Below are 19,209 nucleotides of genomic sequence, written 5' to 3'. Positions count from 1 at the left end.
GGTAGTCGCGGTAAAAGACGGCTCAATAAAAGGGAGTGACTATAACTGGCCTCTCCCTTTTCTTATTTAATCGACGGGATTGGCTACGTTGTTTTTTGCTATTAACTCTTTTAGCTTAGCTTTGTCGACAATCACGCTCCCTAGGCCTTTATTGCGCTTGGCTTCATACATAGCAAAATCGGTATAAATTAGTAACTGCCTGATACTCAAATCACTACTATCAGGTAGGAATACACCAATTGCCGCGTTTAGGTCCAAGGTCAGATCATGCCCACGAACACCGAATTGAAAACTCTCCAATTTGGGCAAGAGTTCTCGAAGTATCTCATTATTCATGGGTGTGATAACAACAAACTCGTCGCCACCGATTCGGTAGCTCGTCCCTTTAACTGTCTGGCGAAGTAATTTGGCGTAACAGCGTAGTACCTGATCACCAACGGCGTGGCCGTAGGTGTCATTAATTTGCTTAAACCCATTTAGGTCAATAAAGATTAGGCCGTTACCTTTACCCAAGGGTTGCTTGCGAATACGGTTTAGAGCATAGCGGTTTTTTAACCTGGTCAAAACGTCATGATTAGCTCGGTGATTAGTCAAATAACCAAAGGTGATCGTCACTAAAATAAATAGACCAAGTAAAATATTGATGACGTTCAGTCGCTGTTTATCGAGCTCTTTCTCGTTCAATTCTCGCCAATTCGCTGGAGGTTGATAGCGATGATGAATCGTTTCAGTGTCTACAAAGTCGAGCGTTCGATTAAAGAGTTTCGATAGTGTTGCACCACGTTCTGTTTTTGGAAAACCAAACGTCAACTGAGAACGATAGAAAGGCTTAAAATAGCGATCCTCGGTAATCTCAGACAATGACTGTTCATAAAGTAACGTATTGAGAGTGACTCGGTTGGTCACCGCATAGTCGATGGTTTTACCTATTAGCCCGCGCACCAAAGCTTCAGTATCTTTGAAGTAGACCAGTTCTTTGTTGGGAAGGAGGCGACGAGTAACGGTCGCAAAGACACCGTTCTCGACCACACCGACACGCTCAGCAAACAGCTCCGAGATATGGCGATATACTTCTTCTTTGTATCCGACTCGTTTAGCGATAACACCATCAATAGATGCGTACGGGTCGCTGAAAATAAGGCGTTCTTTACGGTGATTAAGATCAGCAATCGGAGTCATGATCTCATGTTCGCCGAGCATGAGTTTCTGCAAAGACGCTGCCCACGGTTCATCAGGCTGGAATACCAATCGGCATTCAAGAGAACTAAGACGGCAGATCTCATTGACTAGATCTACCGCGACTCCTGTCACGATACCGTTTTTATCGGCAAAAACATACGGCTTACGAGGGTTAAGGTAGACATCGATAGGGTCTTCCAAGTTTAGGCCAGAAGACTCAATATCATTCTTGAGCTGTTTAATCGCTATCTCAGTAATGTAGCTTTCAATATAGCTGCGGATCTGTTTCTGTACTGATTCCTGAGCGATGATGCGACTGAACTTTGCAAGGAGCGGAGCATTTTCGGATTTATTAGTGATGATCGAAACTGGTGGTATAGACACTTTATCGTTGATGAGTGTCGCTTTAAAACCTGCACTCAAAAACCATTCGAGCTGCAAGAATGTACCGATGTAACCGTCGATATCACCACTTCGTATACTCTCAAAGGCCACCTCATTGTCGAGAAAGCCCAATACACGTTTCTCTGGATAATAGCGCTGAATAATATCGTTAAACGCTGTTCCCATCGTAGTACCGACCACATGGATATCATCAAAACTCTTGTCTGTTTCGGTGAACAAGTAAGTCGGTTCAATATTGATAGGTGGCGAGAAGATAAATCGCTGCGCACGCGCTTTGGTGAAAGTAATGTTGGCAATAAAGTCCAATTGACCACTTTCTATCGCATTAAGTCGCTCACTGAAATCGGGGTAGTCTACATATTTAAAGGCAATATTCGCTTCTTTCTCTATCGTCGAGAAAATAAATCGCGCTAAGAAGTCACGCTCATGAGCAGAGATGTAGTACGTCTTATTGTCTGATGTGTCTGCAAGTGCGTTAGAAGGCGCTCCGGAGAAAAGAAAAGCAGCGAAGACAAGAAATACAAACATGTTATGTATACAGCGAATTCTCAACTCCAACTACTCCTTCCATGGCTTGGGGGCGAGACACGTTTTTTATTCTAGTCTCTATTAACCATAATGCAATGTTAACTGACTGAAATCAAAATAAAAGTCGTGGTTTGGTAAGGGTGAGCATTGTTGTGTCGGTTATGGCGGCTGGTTTGGTTGAAAAAAGGCGGCAAGTGTCGCCGCCTTGTGGGTCTATTCTGTCACGAGTTGTCCTGACTTTTGGAATACAAAGCGCCAAACAAAAAGAACAAACGCGATGTAGCTAAGACCAACGGCTAACGCTTCCCAATGGTAACCGGAATACATAGCAATTGGCATCAGAGAAATAATAAATATATCGGTGATGGACCCTGGAACATAAGCAATAGCATAGTCGTCCAATACTTTGCTTTTCATATTTGGATCGACGATGCGAAGTAGCGCAATACCCATTGCGACTGTACCCGTTAGCCATCCCCAAGAAAAGATGCCTTTCTCAAACCAGTTATCGCCAAGTATACGGGGTGCCACCCAGAAAATAAGGAACAGAGTGAAACAGATACCGCCGATGGCAAGTAGAGTCATTGGTAGCAGATACTGCACGAGTACTGTAATTTTTATGGCTGAAATACCAAACACGATGAGGTAGTCAGTACTAATGCCCGAGGCATGATTGAATGCGCCGTCACACAGGTATTGAGATGCGCCAGTACGTTGAGCCACCATACGCACAAACATTCCGCCTAGAAAACCCGTTACAAAGGTTGGGATTTGAACTTTGTCATGAAAAGAAGACAAAAAATCCGCTGCCACATAAGAAAAAGCGGTCACGACAACCACCAAAGCAGCATGAATCGCAAAGGAGTCAACGGACAACGACGACATGGTTGATTTCATCGCCCAGCGTTGCTCACCCTCTTCAATAAGACCTTTACGTTCGTGATCATTCATCTTTTGAAAGCTGTTAAAGCGTTTGATTAAGCCAAGCTTGAGGGCAACTTGTAAAATGATCATGCCAACAGAGATAGAGATAAAAATACCTGCGGTGGCAAACGTAAGGCTTAGCGTAAACGCATCTTCCCAGCCAAGGTTTGTGAAGATATCACCGACAACCGCCGAGGTGCCGTGACCGCCCATAAAGCCTGCCGCCATAGGGATCCCAAACGCTGGCGTTAAGTCAGAGAATACAAAAGACGCTAAAAACAGGCCAAACATCGCAGCAAACAACCACTGAGATACAGAGGCGACTTGGTTGAACGCCCACATACTACCAGCACGTTTTGCTACGACTGAAGGTGACGGAACATCGGTTGCAAGACCAAGTGCTGAGAAAAGTGCAGCAGTTAAAAGACCAGCGTTGCTTGCAAAGGTGTCTGTCCACGGCAGAATGTCAGCGCCTGCAGGACCGAGCGCCAAACCAAGAAGCCCGGCAATAACAGCCGAGGGCAAGTACATTCTTTGGAAAACAGTAAGGTGTACTCGAAGTACTTTCCCTAAAAGTAGCAGTCCGCCAGCGATCGCTAGATCGGACAGCATTAATCCGTTAGGCATAAAAACTCCTATCGTTATAATAGTTTATTGCTCGCTAGGCGAGCATAAGTAGCTAAATCGCTACTCAATCATATTGTGTATTTGGTCAGTGGGGTTCGGGCAAACAAAGCCGGTCACCGAGCCTGAATAGAGAGCGCCATAGTTGGCGGGCTTCTCAAAAAGTCGAGGGGCATTTCCCCTAAATGATGTGAGCGTGATGAGAGTCCGATCCTCATCGAGACGAGTTACTTGAAGACCACTTAGTTTGGATATTAGCCATAACAACCAAAGCGGTTTAGTAACAGATTTGAGTGATTACTCAATTGCTCAGGGTGGCGCATCTTAGAGAAATGTCAGCGCAAAATCAAACTTGTGCCTGAGTTTATTGCGAAGAAGGGGACTTCCATGATCTTTATCAAGCAGTGCGCCTTCGTCTTCAAGACGCGCTGCATAAGTGAATGCATAAGTGAATGCATGACCAAGTGCTTTACACTGCGACGGCACCACCAGTGTTATCACGACCACGATCGCGCTTAGCAATATGCAGTCCCCACATAGCAAGAAGAGCCATGACTAACATTATGACGCCAAGCGGTAGTTGACTGCTCGCTGGTATGACTGATGCAGCGAGCGTCGCAAGACCCGCACCGAGGTTCTGCATCCCACCGAGAACTGCACCACCAGTACCAGCATGATTCGGAAACGGGGTCAGCGCACCAGTGGTTGCAGCTGGAAAGAGTACGCCAGCACCCAAGAAATAAACCGTTGAGCCGATGGTGAGTGTCCATGCATCTGTGCTGCCCTCTAAACCTGGAATAAGGACGATCACAGAGCCTACAACAATAGCAACTAGACCGAACTTAAACGCCGCTGCATTTCCAAATCGTTTTGCGATGAGCGACGAAAATCCGGCCCCGAGTAAATACCCTGGGATTGGCATGACAAACAAAATACTCACCGTAAGCGCAGAAAGCTTCAATACACCGCCAAATAGCACACCAGCTGCTGCTTCAAACACTGCGACTCCAGCAAACGTCGCCACAAGACAAATCACGTAACCTTGGAAGCGGCGATCGGATAGGACAAATCGATAGTTGTCCACTGCCGAGCTTTTCGTACGACGCTCTTCAGGCAGTGTTTCGACCAACTTCGATGACATTACGATGACCACTGCAACAGCGAAGAGCGTCAAAAATAAGTAGCTTGAACGCCAGCCTAAAGTCTCTGTAAGCAGGCCACCAAGTACTGGTGCCAGCAGAGGCGAAAAGATCACGCACATACTAATGATGCTGTTTGCACGATGCAGTTCTTCACCAGAGAAACAATCGCGAGATAGGGTGCGAGACATTGCACCACCGCTGCCGATACCTGCGCCTTGGACAAAACTTCCTAGCAAAAACAGTTCGAATGAATGAGCAAATAAGCTGATTAGCGCACCAACTAGGTAAAGCGCAAGTCCCGAGATAATGATAGGTTTGCGCCCGAGCTTGTCCGACAATGGTCCGTATATAAATTGTGAAAGACCATAGGGAATCAAGTAACACGCCATAACAGCTTGCAGGATAGCAGGATTAACGTGGAACTCTTTTGCCATCTGACCAATTGAAGGCACGTACATCGTCTGGGTCATTTGACCGACCGCGGTCAAAATAGCGATTAAAAAGGTCAGCTTAGCTAATGGAAACTTGGATGACATTTCTCAAATATCTCTTAAACAATAGGAAGTGATTAAACCTGCCTAGGAATAGCCCTGTCAGTATTAGGGCGCAGATATTAGAGTCAGTTTGGACTTTCATCAATAACAAAGCGTGATATTAATCACGATAAAAATTTCAGTTATTGATTAGAAAAAGTAATGCGAGCATTCAAGGTGTGAATGCTCGCATTTGGTTACTTCGCCCCAGCTTGAGCGACCGTTAGCAAGTCGACTTCTGTCGCTGCTGCATGCTGGTACACGTGAACATCACGTTGCGGGAATGGAATACTGATGCCATTGCGATCAAGTTGTTTCTTCACTTCTTCGGTGACTTCCCAGTAAACATCCCAGTAGTCTTCCGTTTTCACCCAAGGTCTGACGATGAAATCCACTGAACTTTCGTTCAAGGTATGGACATAAATCATCGGTTCAGGTGACTTTAGTACTTTCGGGTGTGCTGCAAGAATGTCTGCAAATACCTGTTTTGCTTTATCTATATCATCACCGTAGCCAATACCAAACGTCATATCTACTCGACGAGTTTTCTCTGCTGTGATGTTGTTTATGGTGTCGCCCCAGATCTTATTGTTTGGAATAACGAGGCGCTGGTTATCTACGGTTCGTATTGTAGTAGAGACCAGGCTCATGTGGCTAACGGTACCCGATATTCCAGCCACTTTTACTAGGTCCCCAACATCAAATGGACGATAGATTAGAATCATCATGCCCGATGCAAAGTTCGACAGGGTATCTTGCAATGCAAAACCGATGATAACACCCGCAACACCGAAACCAGTAAGCAGTGGACCAAGCTCGATCCCTAATTGTGATAATGCGATCAACAGACCGAGTGCGGTAACCCCTTTCTGAGCCATTGAGACAAAGAAATCTTGCATCAATACACTGAATTTCATGGTTGAGTGACTGACACTCTTGCGTACCGCTTTACCAACAATTTTTGCAAATGAACGCGATAACCAAAGAATGATACCAAAGACAAAGATCTTAACGATTAGCGATGGTGTGTGTTCCATTGCCCAATCTTTGAAAGCACCTAGCCATTCGGTGAGTAGCCCCATCATGACACTCACATCGAGAACGTCGGTGCTAATATCACCAGTAATTGTAAATAACAGCTGTTTGTAATCGGTCGTGTCGACACCATATTGCTCAAGCAAGGTAATGCTCGATTCGAGACTTAAGATCAACAGATTTATCTGACCGGTGATCCTAATGGCATCCTCCTGTAGTGCCGCTTTCTCTTCTTCAGGCAAGTAAGCGAGTCTGTCATTGACATCATTCAGTTGGCTGTCGAGATACAGAACCGAATTATAGAGAAAATCTGCTCGTTCCTTAAGGTCACGTTCTAGAATGGTGCGTGCCTTTGTAGTGTCTATGCCTAGATCTGACGCCCATACTAGCGTCGTGGAGAGATCCGAATAGTATTCATCCATTGTGGTGATGCGTTTTTGCATAGCGAACTGAACTTCGTCTTTCGCTGCATCACTTGCTTGCTTTGACTCTTTTGATAAGCGTTTGAGATCTTGCTCATTAGCGGCGAGAAGGTCCTGCATCAACCTTAGTTGACTCTCGACAATCTGCTTGTTGATTTCTGCATCTTTATTGCTGGTTAAACGCTCGGACAGTGATTGTCTTAAGGCGTCATTCTTACGATCGATAATGCTCTCTTCAAAACGGTTTAGCTCAGCGCTCGCGCTGAGGCGTTCAACGTCTAGAATCAATGCCTCTGACTGCGTTAATAAAGGGTTGTCGGTTGAGGATACGCTGTCCGAAGCCAAAGTTGTAATGGGAGAGGCAGTTCCAATTGCCAATGCTAAAACAAGTGCTAATTTGCTTTTCATTCGCTTTCTCAAGAGTTAGTTGGATTCAGGATTATCGCTGGGCGATCCACAAGTAGGTTTTGCGTGTAATCCAGTAGCCAGCTTTGGCCACTGCTTTGATTACCGTGAACGTAAAATTGGCGATGGAAGTGATTAGGTCGCCAGTGCCTACCATCAGTTTGTAGGCGTCGGTATGTTGAAATTCTCTATAGGTCATCGTGTCTGCTCCTCTTTATCTGGAGCACATAGTAGCGGGATAAAAATTGTAAAGTTGCCATTTTGTGCCACAGGCGTTGAAAAGCCGATGAGACTATCTGAGAGGGGAGTGATGAGCGATATAGGGCGCGATAAAGCAGCTATTTGATTGTTCAATATCACGGTAAGAAATATTTCAGTATTGTTTTGTAGGGAAAAGTAGAGCACTAAAAAAGCCGACAGAGTGTCGGCTTTGAAATCTAGTGAGGGCATGGACCGCTGAAACTATACAGTGGTCAGTATTCTTATTAATGGGCGCCGGACTTTAGATGTCCTTTACGGCTGCGAAGTCCTGCTTCGAGTTTCTTAAGCGATGCTGCGATCGCTGGGTACATGACGTCATGGGTCGCTTTAGCAGAGACTCGTACACCTTCGTAGTTAGTGAATATTTCGACTTCGTGTTGGTCGTGCTCTTTTCTAATGATGATGTCGCTGCTAATTAGTTGCGGGAAATGAGCCGCAATTTTCTCAAACTTGCTTTCTATCTCTTCTCTTGAGTCGTCACCGATAGATACGTGATGGGTCTGAATGTTTATTTTCATTAATTGCACCTCTCCTTTCACTACGTATTTTAAACGTAGCAAAGGAGAGGGCGTTTGACAAAAATAAGAAGGCTTTTCTTTTTATTTCATAAGGTTAGTTTGAAAGCGCTTTTTCAAGCTGCTTCACAGAATAACTGTATGTGAACCAAGCGCTTACTCCGGCAAGGACGTTCCCGATTAGTGCTCCGTAGAACAGCCCTTGGATACCTCCAAGTTGTGCGCCAACCCACAAACAAGGTAAAAAGAAGGCAAACAAGCGTAGTGTAGAGATGGTCAATGCCGTCTTAGCTTTACCTAGTGCGTTAGATATTGACACCATCAACATACAGACACCGAGAGGACCTAGGCTGAACGGCACCAAAATAAGGTGGTAGTTCAATATCTGATATACGTTATCTTCACTGGTCATCAGCGCAGAGAGCTGGTTAGCAAACAGCAGCGTGATGAGTGCCACAACAAACTGAAAGCCCAAAATATAAGCAACGGCGATGTTGACGAGCTTCTTAATATCGACTAGATTCTTCGCACCCAAAAGTTTACCCACCATAGGTGGCATCGACATGGTCAGTGCAAGCACGGTTACGATAGCAAAGAACTCATAACGAGAGCCAAGAGCCCAAGCCGCAACCGCAGCGGTGCCAAATGTCGCCAGCAGTTTTGTCGCTAGCATAGAGGAGAGGGGCGGTAATAACTGGCTCACCATAGCGGGTGCCATGATCTTCCATATCGATCTTAAGCTCTCTGCAATATCCACGTTAGACCAATTGAATGACGCCCAGCTTTTAGAGACAACTTTAGGCGCAACAACCAAAATACCAATACCAAACGCCACTACCGTGGCGATAGCGGCACCATTAATCCCCATATCAAAGGTAAAGATAAACAGTGGGTCTAGGGCCAGGTTAATAATGCTAGTGATGACCATCATCATGCCAGGAAGAACAGTATTACCGTTTGCTCGGCACACGCTGTAGTAGAAATAGAGTACAGCCCCTACCCAAGAGCTTAACAACCAATAAGGCCAGTAGCTATCAATGACAGGGTAAACAGATTCTGGGGCGCTCAGCATTGCGAGGATAGGGTGCCTAATAAACCAAATTACCACACCAATAATGGCGACGCCTAAACTACCGAACACGAGGATTAATCCGCCGAGCTGTTTAGCATACTCTTCATTGTTAGCGCCGAGTGCTCGAGAAATAATGGCTGTCGTTGCGATGCCCAAGCCTACTTGAATCCCGATGATTACCATCTGCATTGGCAAGGTAAAGCCTTGCGCTGCCAAAGGCAGTACGCCGAGTTGACCAATGAAGGCACTGTCTACCAATTGGAAACTCATTAGCGAAAGCACACCCAGTACCATAGGTAAGGTCATGTTGAACAATTGCTTGGCTAACTGTTTAGAATCTTTATCCACGTTGTTCTCTTATTTTGTGTTCCGACTTGTCGTCACGAACGATGGCTAAAAAATAGGAAGGACGGGCAGCGAGCCCGTCCTTGATTGAATTACGGCTATTCCTTAGCACGTGACCAAACCTAAGAAGCTATTCTTCGAACTTGTCTGCATAACCTTTTGGCGGCGGTGTCCAGCCGCGTTCGCGCGAGTGCTTGTCATTGCGGTCGATTTGCATGGCGTCGCGAATGAGCCCCTCTAGTTCAATAAACAGGTCTCGGTAGTTGTTGTCGAAGCGTTCACCTTCAGCGCCTCCTTTCCAGCCCTCGTACAAACGATCAGACTGTTTGTCCTCAATCGACTTGTAGGTGGCTTTCTGCTGTTCGACAAAGAAAGGATGGAAGCCTAGGCAGTTCATGGTTTTCGCACCTAGCTCAAGAGCAGAGTGATAGGTCTCAGATTCAATATAGTCTGCACCAGCCTGCCTCAATTGGTAACCATGACCACGGTCAAATGCTCTGGTAAGAATTTTGACGTGAGGGTACGTATGTTTGACGTATTTTACAAGCTCGATACTGGCTTCTTGATTATCAATAGCCACGACTAACAGCTTAGTTTCTTCAATACCTGCAGTGTGTAGTATGTCAGGTTTAGATGCATCACCAAAGAAGGCTTTGGTACCAATCTGACGCATGTTATCGACTTGATCTGCTCGGACATCAAGCGCCACTGTTTTTACTTCGTTAGCAACTAATAGGCGATTAACAATTTGTCCAAATCGTCCCATACCTGCGATCATCACGGTGCCACGCTCATCCACAGTGTCTGCTTCTCGATCGTTACTCTGTTTCTCATAACGCGGCAAAATAACCTTATCAAACAAGATAAATAAGCCAGGGGTCAGGAACATAGATAGCGCGACAACAAGGGATAGCGTTTGCGCGATATCATTCGGTAGCACATGATTTTGAACCGAGAAACTAAGAAGAACGAAACCAAATTCACCGGCTTGAGCTAGGCTGAGCGTGAATAGCCATCTTGCACTGTCTCGAATCTTAAAGATGATGGCAAGTCCGTAAAGCACCGCAGCTTTCAAGAGCATGACACCTAGAGTCAAACCGATAATGACAAAGAAGTCATTGAATAAGATGCCAAAGTTAATGCCAGCACCGACCGTAATAAAGAACAGACCAAGTAGCAGCCCTTTAAATGGGTCGATGTTTGATTCGAGCTCATGCCTAAACTCACTGTTCGCTAATACGACACCAGCCAAGAACGTACCGAGAGCAGGGGACAGACCCACCAGACTCATCAAGGCCGCGATACCGATAACCAACATTAGGGCGGTGGCAGTGAATATTTCGCGAAGACCGGACGATGCAACGAACCTGAACAATGGCCGACTTAAATAATGTCCGCCGACGACAACAACTGCAATAGAGGCTGTGATCACCAAACCGTAAGCCCATCCAGGTAAACCTGCGACCAAGCTTAATTCTTCATGGTGGTCGGCGGCATGTTCAACGGCATTTTGAGCCTGTTCAACTAACTCAGGTATGGCCAATAGCGGGATAAATGCCAACATAGGGATGACGGCAATATCTTGGAATAAGAGCACTGAGAACGAACTCTGCCCGCCCTCTGTCTTGGCGAGGCCTTTTTCATGAAAGGTTTGCAGGACGATAGCGGTCGACGATAGGGCAAAAATCAGACCAATGGTAAGCGCGATGCTCCATGTCTGGCCGAAAACAAGGGCAATACCCATAACCGCCGCCGCGGTACCACCTACTTGAATGCCACCCAAGCCAATCAGCTTGTGACGCATGTTCCATAGCATTTTGGGTTCTAGCTCGAGACCAACCAAAAATAGCATCATCACGACACCAAACTCAGCAAAGTGCTGAATAGTCGTGGTCTCTTCACCGACGAGACCAATGATTGGTCCAATGACAACACCTGCGATTAAGTAGCCAAGAACAGAGCCAAGTCCAAGTCGTTTGGCAATCGGCACGGCGATAACGGCAGCGACTAAGTATATGAATGCCTGAAGAAAATAGCCTGTCATGATGTTCCCTCATCCGATTGAACTACTTGTTCCGATGGCCAGTAGTGATTGAGCTTGTCCATAGGTTTTGCACGCTCTATGTCAAAATCGCCGCTGGCCAATAGACTGAGCAACTCTCTCCACCGCTCTCTGTGTTCTGGGATACGATGCTCTTCTTGCGCGGTGCGCGAACCAAATAAGCAAAACGGTGGTAAATAAGTCATACCCGTTAGCGTTGCGGTTTGTTCCAAAGGCTGCAAGAGTTCTCTGATCGTAAAGTGGTTGTAGCCATCAGTTTGGTAAGCCTCCGCCTTTCCTCCAGCAGAAATTGCACACAAGAACGTTTTCCCGTGCAACGCGGTGCCATCTTGACCATAAGCAAACCCATACTCCAAAACGAGGTCCTGCCACTCTTTGAGAATCGATGGTGTTGAGTACCAATAAAGAGGAAACTGAAAAATGATCACATCATGATCGATCAGGCGCTGCTGCTCCTGGTCGATATTGATGTTGTAGGTCGGATACTCATAATATAGGTCAACTGCTGTAACGCCTTTGATGGAGGCGGCATCTCGGAACATGGGCGCATTGACTTCGGAGCGCCGCTGAGAAGGGTGTGCATAGAGCACAAGAACTTTATTGTTATTTTCGGGCATAATCGCTTCCGGATAGCTTTGTCTGTGAGTCTTAATATCTAGTACACAAAAAGATATTTTTCAATTGGTTACCATCTAGTGACCTATACAACTTTCAGTGTTTTTTCACTACGTGATAATATTAACTCTGTTTTCAAGTTGCTGAATCATAGGGAGTATTTTCAGTGTCGTTATCAGTAAGACCCGCAAAAGAACAAGATTCAGAGCAATTGCTAGAGCTTTATCGGCAAACAATTCGCACTGTAAATTGTAATGATTACAATAAGATGCAGATTGATGCATGGGCCCCTATAGATCTTACTAAAGAGGTATTTGAGGGATATATTTCAAGATGTAGCCCGTTTGTCGTCGTAGAAGGCGATGAGATCCTAGGTTATAGCGACCTACAACCCGATGGATTAATTGATCATTTTTATTGTCATCATCAAGCTCAGCGGAGAGGAGTGGGGTCTTTGTTAATGAACACTATTCTCGACAAAGCAAAGCAAGCTAAGCTCGAGAGGTTGTATTCCTTTGTGAGTATTACAGCTAAACCTTTTTATCTACACTTCGGTTTTACGGTCGTGCGCCCTAACGAAGCGGAAATACGAGGCGTCGTGCTCAATAATTTTTTAATGGAAAGGTCACTTGATAATGAGCTCTAGTATGTTTGATGTCCGTGAAGTAAAGCAGACTGAGTTACCGCTCGATATATTATTGATTGCTGACCCAGAAGAAGCGGCGATTAATGCTTATCGCGAGCGATGCATCGGTTTTGCTGTCTATATGCAGGGAGCATTGGTGGGTGCATTGCTGGTGGAGGTTGATGTTGAGCAGCGCTCTGCAGAGCTATTCAATATCGCCATTTATGATGAGTTCCAAGGAAAGGGATTTGGTGGTGTTTTGCTCAGTGAGACCTTAGCGTTGCTTTCGCAAAAAGGTATCAACACGGTCGAACTTGGGACAGGGACATTTGGCTATCAGCTTTCTTTCTATCAGAAACATGGTTTTAGGGTCGATTCAGTGGTGAAGAACTTCTTTCTAGATAACTACGATGAGCCTATATTCGAGCACGGTATTCAACACAAAGACATGCTGCGCCTGATATGGCGCAGCAAAGACCAATAGTTAGTGTGAGCATGTCGCTAGGTTAAAAATGCGATATAACCTTGGATGACGATCAGATTGATTATGTCGATAAAGAAGGCACCTACGAGAGGTACGATAAAATAAGCCTGTGGCGAGGGGCCATAAGAGCCGGTGATTGCTTTTAGGTTCATCATTGCTGTCGGTGTCGCTCCCATCCCAAAGCCCACATGTCCCGCGGCAAGAACGGCAGCATCGTAAGACTTACCCATGATGCGGAAAGTAATCCAGTAAACAAACCCGATAGTTAGCATAAGCTGCGCAACTAAAATTATTAGCAGAGGCAGTGCTAGGTCGAACAGGTTCCACAGTTTTAAGTCCATCAACGCCATTGCTAGGAACAGACCTAGTGAAAGGTTTGCGCTCTTGTCTACTTCAAATCGAATCGTATCTAGCTTGTGTCGTACCATTGGTACGTGCCCGATAATGATGCCAAGTACAATCGCATAGACGAAGTTTGGTACTAATGTAAGCGCGTGAATACCAGATGACTGGATCGCTTGGTGTATATGGCCACTTAAAACCGCACAGAGCAGTAACACGACAACAGCAATGAGGTAGCTGGAAATGTTACTTAGTCCTGCGTATGACTTATGATTTGCATCTGTTGTATGTACATGAGGGTTTTGATTTATTGAAGGTGTCAGTCGATAGCGCTCCACTAGTCGAGTTCCTAAGGGGCCGCCGAAGACGCCTCCCGCTACCAAGCCAAACGTCGCACATGCCATCGCTATCTCGAGAGCGTCGGGAATATGAAGCTGTTCATTGTAGACGGATGCCCAAGCCGCACCTGTACCATGCCCACCGGACAGAGTAATAGAACCCGCCATCAATCCCAGCAGAGGATCGAGGTTGAGCAAACTAGAAAGCGTGACGCCTAGAATGTCTTGAAACACAATAAAAAGCGCTGCACAAAACAGAAAACTGACTAGGGCACTGCCACCGTGTTTAAGAAGTCGAAGATCCGCAGATAAGCCGACACTGGCGAAGAACATGAGCATCAAGGTGTCTTTGAGTGGCAAATCAAACGTGATGTTGATATCAGAATAGTGCAGCGCCATCGTGATCAATGACATCAAAATACCACCTATGATAGGGGAGGGAATGTGGTATTTACTGAGAGTTTTAATGTTGCTTAACAGTCTTGCGCCAACCCAGAGTATCAAAAGGGCAAGAAGCAAGGATTGTACGCTGTTCAAGGTAATGTCAGACATAATGGTGACTTGCTGTTGGTTATCATGAGTGTCTCAAATCGTGAGACTGCGGTAGTGTGCGGATATTAGGCGCAATCATTGGAACGCCAAACTCCACTTTGAAGGATGTGGTCCTTCTAAGCGCATCTTTGGATTGACGCATGCTTAGTTGAACGGTAGATTCCCTCTCCCGAAAACGGTGAATTAATAGTCTGATAGTTGGAGGTTTTTTATGGGTGAGATGTATACCAAGCACGCGAAAAAGTACGCAGATGCCATTGAGAACAATGCGTACAATGCACTTTACGAGCGTCCTTCAACACTAGCGTTAATTGGTGATGTGACAAATAAGAAGGTACTTGATCTAGGTTGTGGTCCTGGCGCTTATGCCGAGCATTTTGTTAAGGCTGGTGCACAGGTGACGGCAATCGACCTAGCTGAAGAAATGGTGGCAATTACAAGAGAACGCTTAGGTGACAATGTCACATGTTATGCGCAAGATCTGATTAACGGACTGCCTAAAGAGCAAGACGATGCGTTTGATATCGTCGTCTGCCCGTTGATGCTGCATTATTTAGAAGATCTCGTCCCGCTGTTCAAAGAAGTTCACCGTGTGCTTAAATCGGGTGGATTGTTTGTTTTCTCGACCCATCATCCTCTCGTTGACTTTGAAGAGAACGCGTTTAATAACTACTTTGATGTTGAGCTGCTGACCGAAGAGTGGAATACCGTTGGTGAGCCGGTAGAGGTCTCCTTCTATCGACGTTCATTTACCAATTTGTTTGAGAGTCTCTCCGAAGGGGGATTCGTGTTGGACAAGTTTTCAGAGGGTAAACCAGATCCAGAGATGAAAACCGAGTCACCTGAAACGTTTGAAAGATTGTCGCGCCGACCAAACTTCATCTTTATCCGCGCTAAAGCCAATTAACTCTCTTGAGTTAACACTAAATAGTCATCGTTTCCTGCTAGATTTTCATCAAAAGGGCAAAAAACGTGTTTTTTTTGCCCAATAACCCGTTCAATTTACAAATCAATTTGGCATTGGCGGCGGGTTTTATTAGTATGTACAGCTATCAAAAAACACCCTTATGGATACTACCGGACGGTAGACGAGGAAACGATGCAACATCTAGAAGAGATCATTGCTAACGCGGGCACAGCGATTGACGCTGCAGACTCGCTAGTCGCACTTGACGAAGTGCGTGTTCAGTATCTAGGTAAAAAAGGTGAGCTAACGGCTCAACTTCAAAGCCTAGGTAAACTACCACCAGAAGAGCGCCGCAGTGCTGGTCAAGAGATCAACAAAGCAAAAGGCGTGGTTCAGCAAGCGATCGCAGCACGCAAAGACGCACTACAACGTGCAGAGCTTGAAGCGAAGCTAGCGGCAGAAACTATCGACGTAACCCTGCCAGGTCGTCGTATCGAGAACGGCGGTCTACACCCAGTTACTCGTACTGTTGAGCGTATTGAAAAGTTCTTTGGTGAGTTAGGCTTTAGCACTGAGTCTGGTCCTGAAATTGAAGATGCATTCCACAACTTTGATGCACTGAACATTGCAGAAGATCACCCAGCTCGTACTGACCACGACACCTTCTTCTTTAACCCAGATCTGATGCTACGTACCCACACGTCTGGCGTACAGATCCGTACGATGGAAAATGGCAAACCACCATTCCGCTTCATCGCACCGGGCCGTGTTTACCGTAACGACTACGACCAAACACACACGCCAATGTTCCACCAAGTGGAAGGCATGCTGGTTGACGAAAATGTTAACTTCGCACAGCTGAAAGGTATCCTGCACGATTTCCTAACTAACTTCTTCGAAGAAGATCTTGAAGTTCGTTACCGTCCGTCATACTTCCCATTCACTGAACCTTCAATGGAAGTGGACGTTAAGCGCAAAGATGGCAAATGGCTAGAAATCTTAGGCTGTGGTATGGTGCACCCAAATGTACTTCGCAGCGTAGGCATCGACCCTGAAAAATACTCTGGTTTTGCATTCGGTATCGGTATCGAGCGTCTAGCTATGCTTCGTTACGGCGTAAATGACCTACGTTCGTTCTTCGAGAACGACCTACGTTTCCTAAAACAGTTCAAGTAATCCAGAGGGTTCATCACAATGAAATTCAGCGAATCATGGCTTCGTGAGTGGGTAAACCCTTCAGTTTCTACTGACGAGCTTACGCACCAAATTACAATGGCTGGCCTAGAGGTGGACGACGTACTACCTGTAGCGGGCTCTTTCACTGGCGTTAAAGTAGGTAAAGTGGTTGAGTGCGGTCAGCACCCAGACGCAGACAAACTACGCGTAACTAAAGTTGATGTTGGCGCAGAAGAACTGCTAGACATCGTTTGTGGCGCGCCTAACTGCCGTGAAGGTCTGAAAGTAGCAGTAGCAACAGTTGGTGCTGTTCTTCCAGGCGATTTCAAAATCAAGAAAGCAAAACTACGTGGTCAACCTTCACACGGTATGCTGTGCTCGTTTACTGAGCTAGGTATCGATGTTGAATCTGACGGCATCATGGAACTTGCTGAAGACGCTGTTATCGGTACTGATTTCCGTGACTTCCTAGGTCTTGATGACGTGACTGTTGACGTTGACCTAACAGCAAACCGCGCTGACTGTTTCAGCATCCGTGGTCTTGCTCGTGAAGTAGGCGTTCTAAACCGTGCTGACGTAACTGCACCAGCGGTTAACCCTGTTGAAGCATCTATTGCTGACGTGGCTTCGATCGAAGTTAAAGCAACAGAAGCATGTCCTCGTTACCTAGGTCGTATCGTTAAGAACGTGAACGTTCAAGCAGAAACACCACTATGGATGCAGGAGAAACTGCGTCGCTGTGGCATTCGCTCAATCGATCCTGTTGTAGACATCACTAACTATGTACTTCTAGAGCAAGGCCAGCCAATGCACGCGTTCGATCTTGATAAGATTGAAGGTGGCATCGTTGTTCGTATGGCAGAGCAGGGTGAAAAACTGACTCTTCTAGACGGTACTGAAGCTGAACTAAATGCTGACACACTTGTTGTTGCAGACCACAACAAAGCGCTAGCGATTGCTGGTATCTTTGGCGGTGAAGAGTCTGGCGTAACAACTGAGACTAAAGACGTACTTCTAGAGTGTGCGTTCTTCGCACCAGACCACATTCGTGGCCGCGCACGTAGCTACGGTCTTCACACGGATTCTTCAATGCGTTTCGAGCGTGGTGTTGACTATGCACTACAAGCCAGCGCAATGGAGCGTGCAACAGAGCTTCTAGTTGAGATCTGTGGCGGTGAAGTGGCACCTGTGGTTACTGTTGAGTCTGACGCAGACCTGCCTAAGCCGAACACCGTTGAACTACGCCGCACTAAGCTAGATTCACTTCTTGGTCACCACATCGCTGACTCTGAAGTTGTTGAGATCCTAGAGCGTCTAGGTCTAACAGTTACGAAAACGGATACAGGTTGGACGGGCGTTGCGCCAACATGGCGTTTTGACATCGCAATCGAACAAGACCTGATTGAAGAAGTGGGTCGTATCTACGGTTACGACAACATTCCAAATCAACACCCTGCTGCAACACTTAAGATGCACAACCACGTTGAAGCGGATCTTCCGCTGAAACGTGTACGCGATCTGCTTGTTGATCGTGGCTACCATGAAGCGATTACTTACAGCTTTGTTGAGCCAGAGCAACAAAAACTTGTTGTGCCAGACGTTGAGCCATTGATTCTGCCTTTCCCAATCTCTGCGGAAATGTCAGCAATGCGTCTTGGTCTTATCCAAGGTCTTCTCAATACGGTTGTTCACAACCAGAAGCGTCAGCAGCCACGTGTTCGTCTATTCGAATACGGCCTACGTTTTATCCCTTGTGAGAACGCTGAAAACGGTATGCGCCAAGAGCCTATGCTTGCAGGTGTGATTGCAGGTACACGCAGTGAAGAGCATTGGGACATTGAAACCAACACCGTTGATTTCTTTGACCTAAAAGGTGACCTAGAAGCGATTCTAGAACTGTCTGCAAACGAGAAAGCCTACTCATTTGCTGCAGCGAAACATCCAGCACTTCACCCAGGTCAATCTGCAGCAATCGTTGTAGATGGCAAAGAAGTGGGTGTGATTGGTACGGTTCACCCAGAGCTTGAGCGTAAGTTCGGTCTAAACGGTCGCACTATCGTATTCGAAGTAGAATGGTCAGCGATCAACACGAAAGTGATTCCAGAAGCAGCAGGGCTTTCTAAGTTCCCAGCTAACCGTCGCGACATCGCTGTTGTTGTTGATGAAGCAGTAGCTTCTGGCGACATCGTTGCAGCTTGTCTAGAACAAGGCGGCGAGTTCCTGAAAGACGCGAAACTGTTTGACGTTTACGTTGGTAAGGGCGTTGAAGAAGGTAAGAAGAGCCTAGCAATTGCACTTACTCTGCAATCTGTTGAGCGTACGCTTGAAGATGCTGATATCGCGGGTGCAGTAGACGCAATCGTTGCCCATGTTTCTGAGAAATTTGGTGCATCACTGCGTGACTAATCGCGGTTAGCGCATTAACGCAATTTGCCTGAAAAAGCGAGTTACTGAAAAGTAACTCGCTTTTTTTATATCTAATATAACCAGCGAAAACAAACTGGTTTCATATCCTATAATCTTCGCAACTCACTGTTTTTAAGGCATAATTTTCGTCTACACTGTATCAATATCACTATTTTGTACTTTGTTTGTAATTTATTTTTGTCTAACTTATGGCTCCATATTAGTGATAAATATTGCCGTAGGGTTTTGTGGTAAATTATGCATCCATAATATGCTGATTTTACGATAACTTGCTAAAAGTTAACGCAAAAT

General features: G+C 45.9%; 14 protein-coding genes and 1 pseudogene. 5 read left to right on the top strand and 10 right to left on the bottom strand.

What is annotated here, in order from left to right; genetic code table 11:
• Positions 1-66 precede the first annotated feature (66 nt).
• The 9 genes and pseudogenes from AC6I8U_RS09010 to AC6I8U_RS08970 form a co-directional block, all read right to left on the bottom strand.
• Complete coding sequence (locus AC6I8U_RS09010) at positions 67-2,112, bottom strand: diguanylate cyclase (RefSeq protein ID WP_498016606.1); 2,046 nt, start codon at positions 2,110-2,112, stop codon at positions 67-69.
• A gap of 213 nt (positions 2,113-2,325) precedes the next feature.
• On the bottom strand, positions 2,326-3,663 hold the full coding sequence (locus AC6I8U_RS09005; RefSeq protein WP_252014340.1) for a sodium/glutamate symporter: 1,338 nt from the start codon (positions 3,661-3,663) through the stop codon (positions 2,326-2,328).
• 466 nt (positions 3,664-4,129) lie between these two features.
• Positions 4,130-5,338 carry a multidrug efflux MFS transporter EmrD gene (gene emrD / locus AC6I8U_RS09000; protein WP_498016605.1) on the bottom strand — a complete coding sequence of 403 codons (1,209 nt, stop codon included), beginning with the start codon at positions 5,336-5,338 and terminating at the stop codon, positions 4,130-4,132.
• Positions 5,339-5,532: 194 nt separating this feature from the next.
• Positions 5,533-7,200, bottom strand: coding sequence for a mechanosensitive ion channel family protein (locus AC6I8U_RS08995; protein ID WP_498016604.1), 1,668 nt, complete (start codon positions 7,198-7,200; stop codon positions 5,533-5,535).
• A gap of 31 nt (positions 7,201-7,231) precedes the next feature.
• Entirely contained in the window at positions 7,232-7,396 is a 165-nt protein-coding gene (locus tag AC6I8U_RS08990) for a hypothetical protein (protein WP_156111054.1), read from the bottom strand.
• A gap of 289 nt (positions 7,397-7,685) precedes the next feature.
• Positions 7,686-7,976 (bottom strand): annotated as a pseudogene (hpf, locus tag AC6I8U_RS08985) (ribosome hibernation-promoting factor, HPF/YfiA family); the annotation flags it as partial.
• 94 nt (positions 7,977-8,070) lie between these two features.
• Entirely contained in the window at positions 8,071-9,351 is a 1,281-nt protein-coding gene (locus tag AC6I8U_RS08980) for an MATE family efflux transporter (protein ID WP_498018343.1), read from the bottom strand.
• A 169-nt stretch (positions 9,352-9,520) separates the two neighbouring features.
• Positions 9,521-11,434, bottom strand: coding sequence for a monovalent cation:proton antiporter-2 (CPA2) family protein (locus AC6I8U_RS08975; protein ID WP_394152220.1), 1,914 nt, complete (start codon positions 11,432-11,434; stop codon positions 9,521-9,523).
• Positions 11,431-12,069, bottom strand: coding sequence for an NAD(P)H-dependent oxidoreductase (locus tag AC6I8U_RS08970; RefSeq protein WP_234493822.1), 639 nt, complete (start codon positions 12,067-12,069; stop codon positions 11,431-11,433). Before AC6I8U_RS08970 ends, AC6I8U_RS08975 begins: the two co-directional genes overlap by 4 nt.
• 164 nt (positions 12,070-12,233) lie before the next feature.
• Here AC6I8U_RS08970 and AC6I8U_RS08965 point away from each other — a divergent pair, with 164 nt between their 5' ends.
• Together AC6I8U_RS08965 and AC6I8U_RS08960 are read left to right on the top strand one after the other, a co-directional pair.
• Positions 12,234-12,713: a GNAT family N-acetyltransferase gene (locus AC6I8U_RS08965; RefSeq protein ID WP_498016603.1), complete on the top strand. Its 480-nt coding sequence runs from the start codon at positions 12,234-12,236 to the stop codon at positions 12,711-12,713.
• The gene (locus tag AC6I8U_RS08960; RefSeq protein WP_498016602.1) at positions 12,703-13,176 is read left to right on the top strand and encodes a GNAT family N-acetyltransferase; all 474 of its coding nucleotides are present in this window, start codon (positions 12,703-12,705) and stop codon (positions 13,174-13,176) included. The genes AC6I8U_RS08965 and AC6I8U_RS08960 overlap by 11 nt, the downstream gene beginning before the upstream one ends.
• Positions 13,177-13,193: 17 nt before the next feature.
• Here the strand turns inward: AC6I8U_RS08960 and gltS are convergent, their stop codons facing one another.
• A complete protein-coding gene (gene gltS / locus AC6I8U_RS08955) occupies positions 13,194-14,408 on the bottom strand; it encodes a sodium/glutamate symporter (protein WP_498016601.1) in 1,215 nt (404 codons plus the stop codon).
• A 211-nt stretch (positions 14,409-14,619) separates the two neighbouring features.
• On the opposite strand from gltS, the gene AC6I8U_RS08950 reads away from it, so the two are divergent.
• The 3 genes from AC6I8U_RS08950 to pheT all read left to right on the top strand — a co-directional run bounded on the left by AC6I8U_RS08950 (position 14,620) and on the right by pheT (position 18,897).
• Positions 14,620-15,315, top strand: coding sequence for a class I SAM-dependent methyltransferase (locus tag AC6I8U_RS08950; protein WP_498016600.1), 696 nt, complete (start codon positions 14,620-14,622; stop codon positions 15,313-15,315).
• 192 nt (positions 15,316-15,507) lie between these two features.
• Complete coding sequence (gene pheS, locus AC6I8U_RS08945; RefSeq protein WP_112461716.1) at positions 15,508-16,491, top strand: phenylalanine--tRNA ligase subunit alpha; 984 nt, start codon at positions 15,508-15,510, stop codon at positions 16,489-16,491.
• Positions 16,492-16,509: 18 nt separating this feature from the next.
• A complete protein-coding gene (pheT, locus tag AC6I8U_RS08940; protein ID WP_498016599.1) occupies positions 16,510-18,897 on the top strand; it encodes a phenylalanine--tRNA ligase subunit beta in 2,388 nt (795 codons plus the stop codon).
• The last annotated feature ends 312 nt before the right edge of the window (positions 18,898-19,209 follow it).

The sequence above is a fragment of the Vibrio sp. KUL80 genome (assembly GCF_059725495.1).
This window is presented reverse-complemented; position numbering and strand designations above follow the sequence as displayed.

Bases quoted from the DNA above. Each gene is read 5' to 3' on its own strand.
- AC6I8U_RS09010 (WP_498016606.1), bottom strand. From the start codon at position 2,112: ATGTTTGTATTTCTTGTCTTCGCTGCTTTTCTTTTCTCCGGAGCGCCT.
- AC6I8U_RS09005 (WP_252014340.1), bottom strand. From the start codon at position 3,663: ATGCCTAACGGATTAATGCTGTCCGATCTAGCGATCGCTGGCGGACTG.
- emrD (WP_498016605.1), bottom strand. From the start codon at position 5,338: ATGTCATCCAAGTTTCCATTAGCTAAGCTGACCTTTTTAATCGCTATT.
- AC6I8U_RS08995 (WP_498016604.1), bottom strand. From the start codon at position 7,200: ATGAAAAGCAAATTAGCACTTGTTTTAGCATTGGCAATTGGAACTGCC.
- AC6I8U_RS08990 (WP_156111054.1), bottom strand. From the start codon at position 7,396: ATGACCTATAGAGAATTTCAACATACCGACGCCTACAAACTGATGGTA.
- AC6I8U_RS08980 (WP_498018343.1), bottom strand. From the start codon at position 9,351: ATGACCTTACCTATGGTACTGGGTGTGCTTTCGCTAATGAGTTTCCAA.
- AC6I8U_RS08975 (WP_394152220.1), bottom strand. From the start codon at position 11,434: ATGACAGGCTATTTTCTTCAGGCATTCATATACTTAGTCGCTGCCGTT.
- AC6I8U_RS08970 (WP_234493822.1), bottom strand. From the start codon at position 12,069: ATGCCCGAAAATAACAATAAAGTTCTTGTGCTCTATGCACACCCTTCT.
- AC6I8U_RS08960 (WP_498016602.1), top strand. From the start codon at position 12,703: ATGAGCTCTAGTATGTTTGATGTCCGTGAAGTAAAGCAGACTGAGTTA.
- gltS (WP_498016601.1), bottom strand. From the start codon at position 14,408: ATGTCTGACATTACCTTGAACAGCGTACAATCCTTGCTTCTTGCCCTT.
- AC6I8U_RS08950 (WP_498016600.1), top strand. From the start codon at position 14,620: ATGGGTGAGATGTATACCAAGCACGCGAAAAAGTACGCAGATGCCATT.
- pheS (WP_112461716.1), top strand. From the start codon at position 15,508: ATGCAACATCTAGAAGAGATCATTGCTAACGCGGGCACAGCGATTGAC.
- pheT (WP_498016599.1), top strand. From the start codon at position 16,510: ATGAAATTCAGCGAATCATGGCTTCGTGAGTGGGTAAACCCTTCAGTT.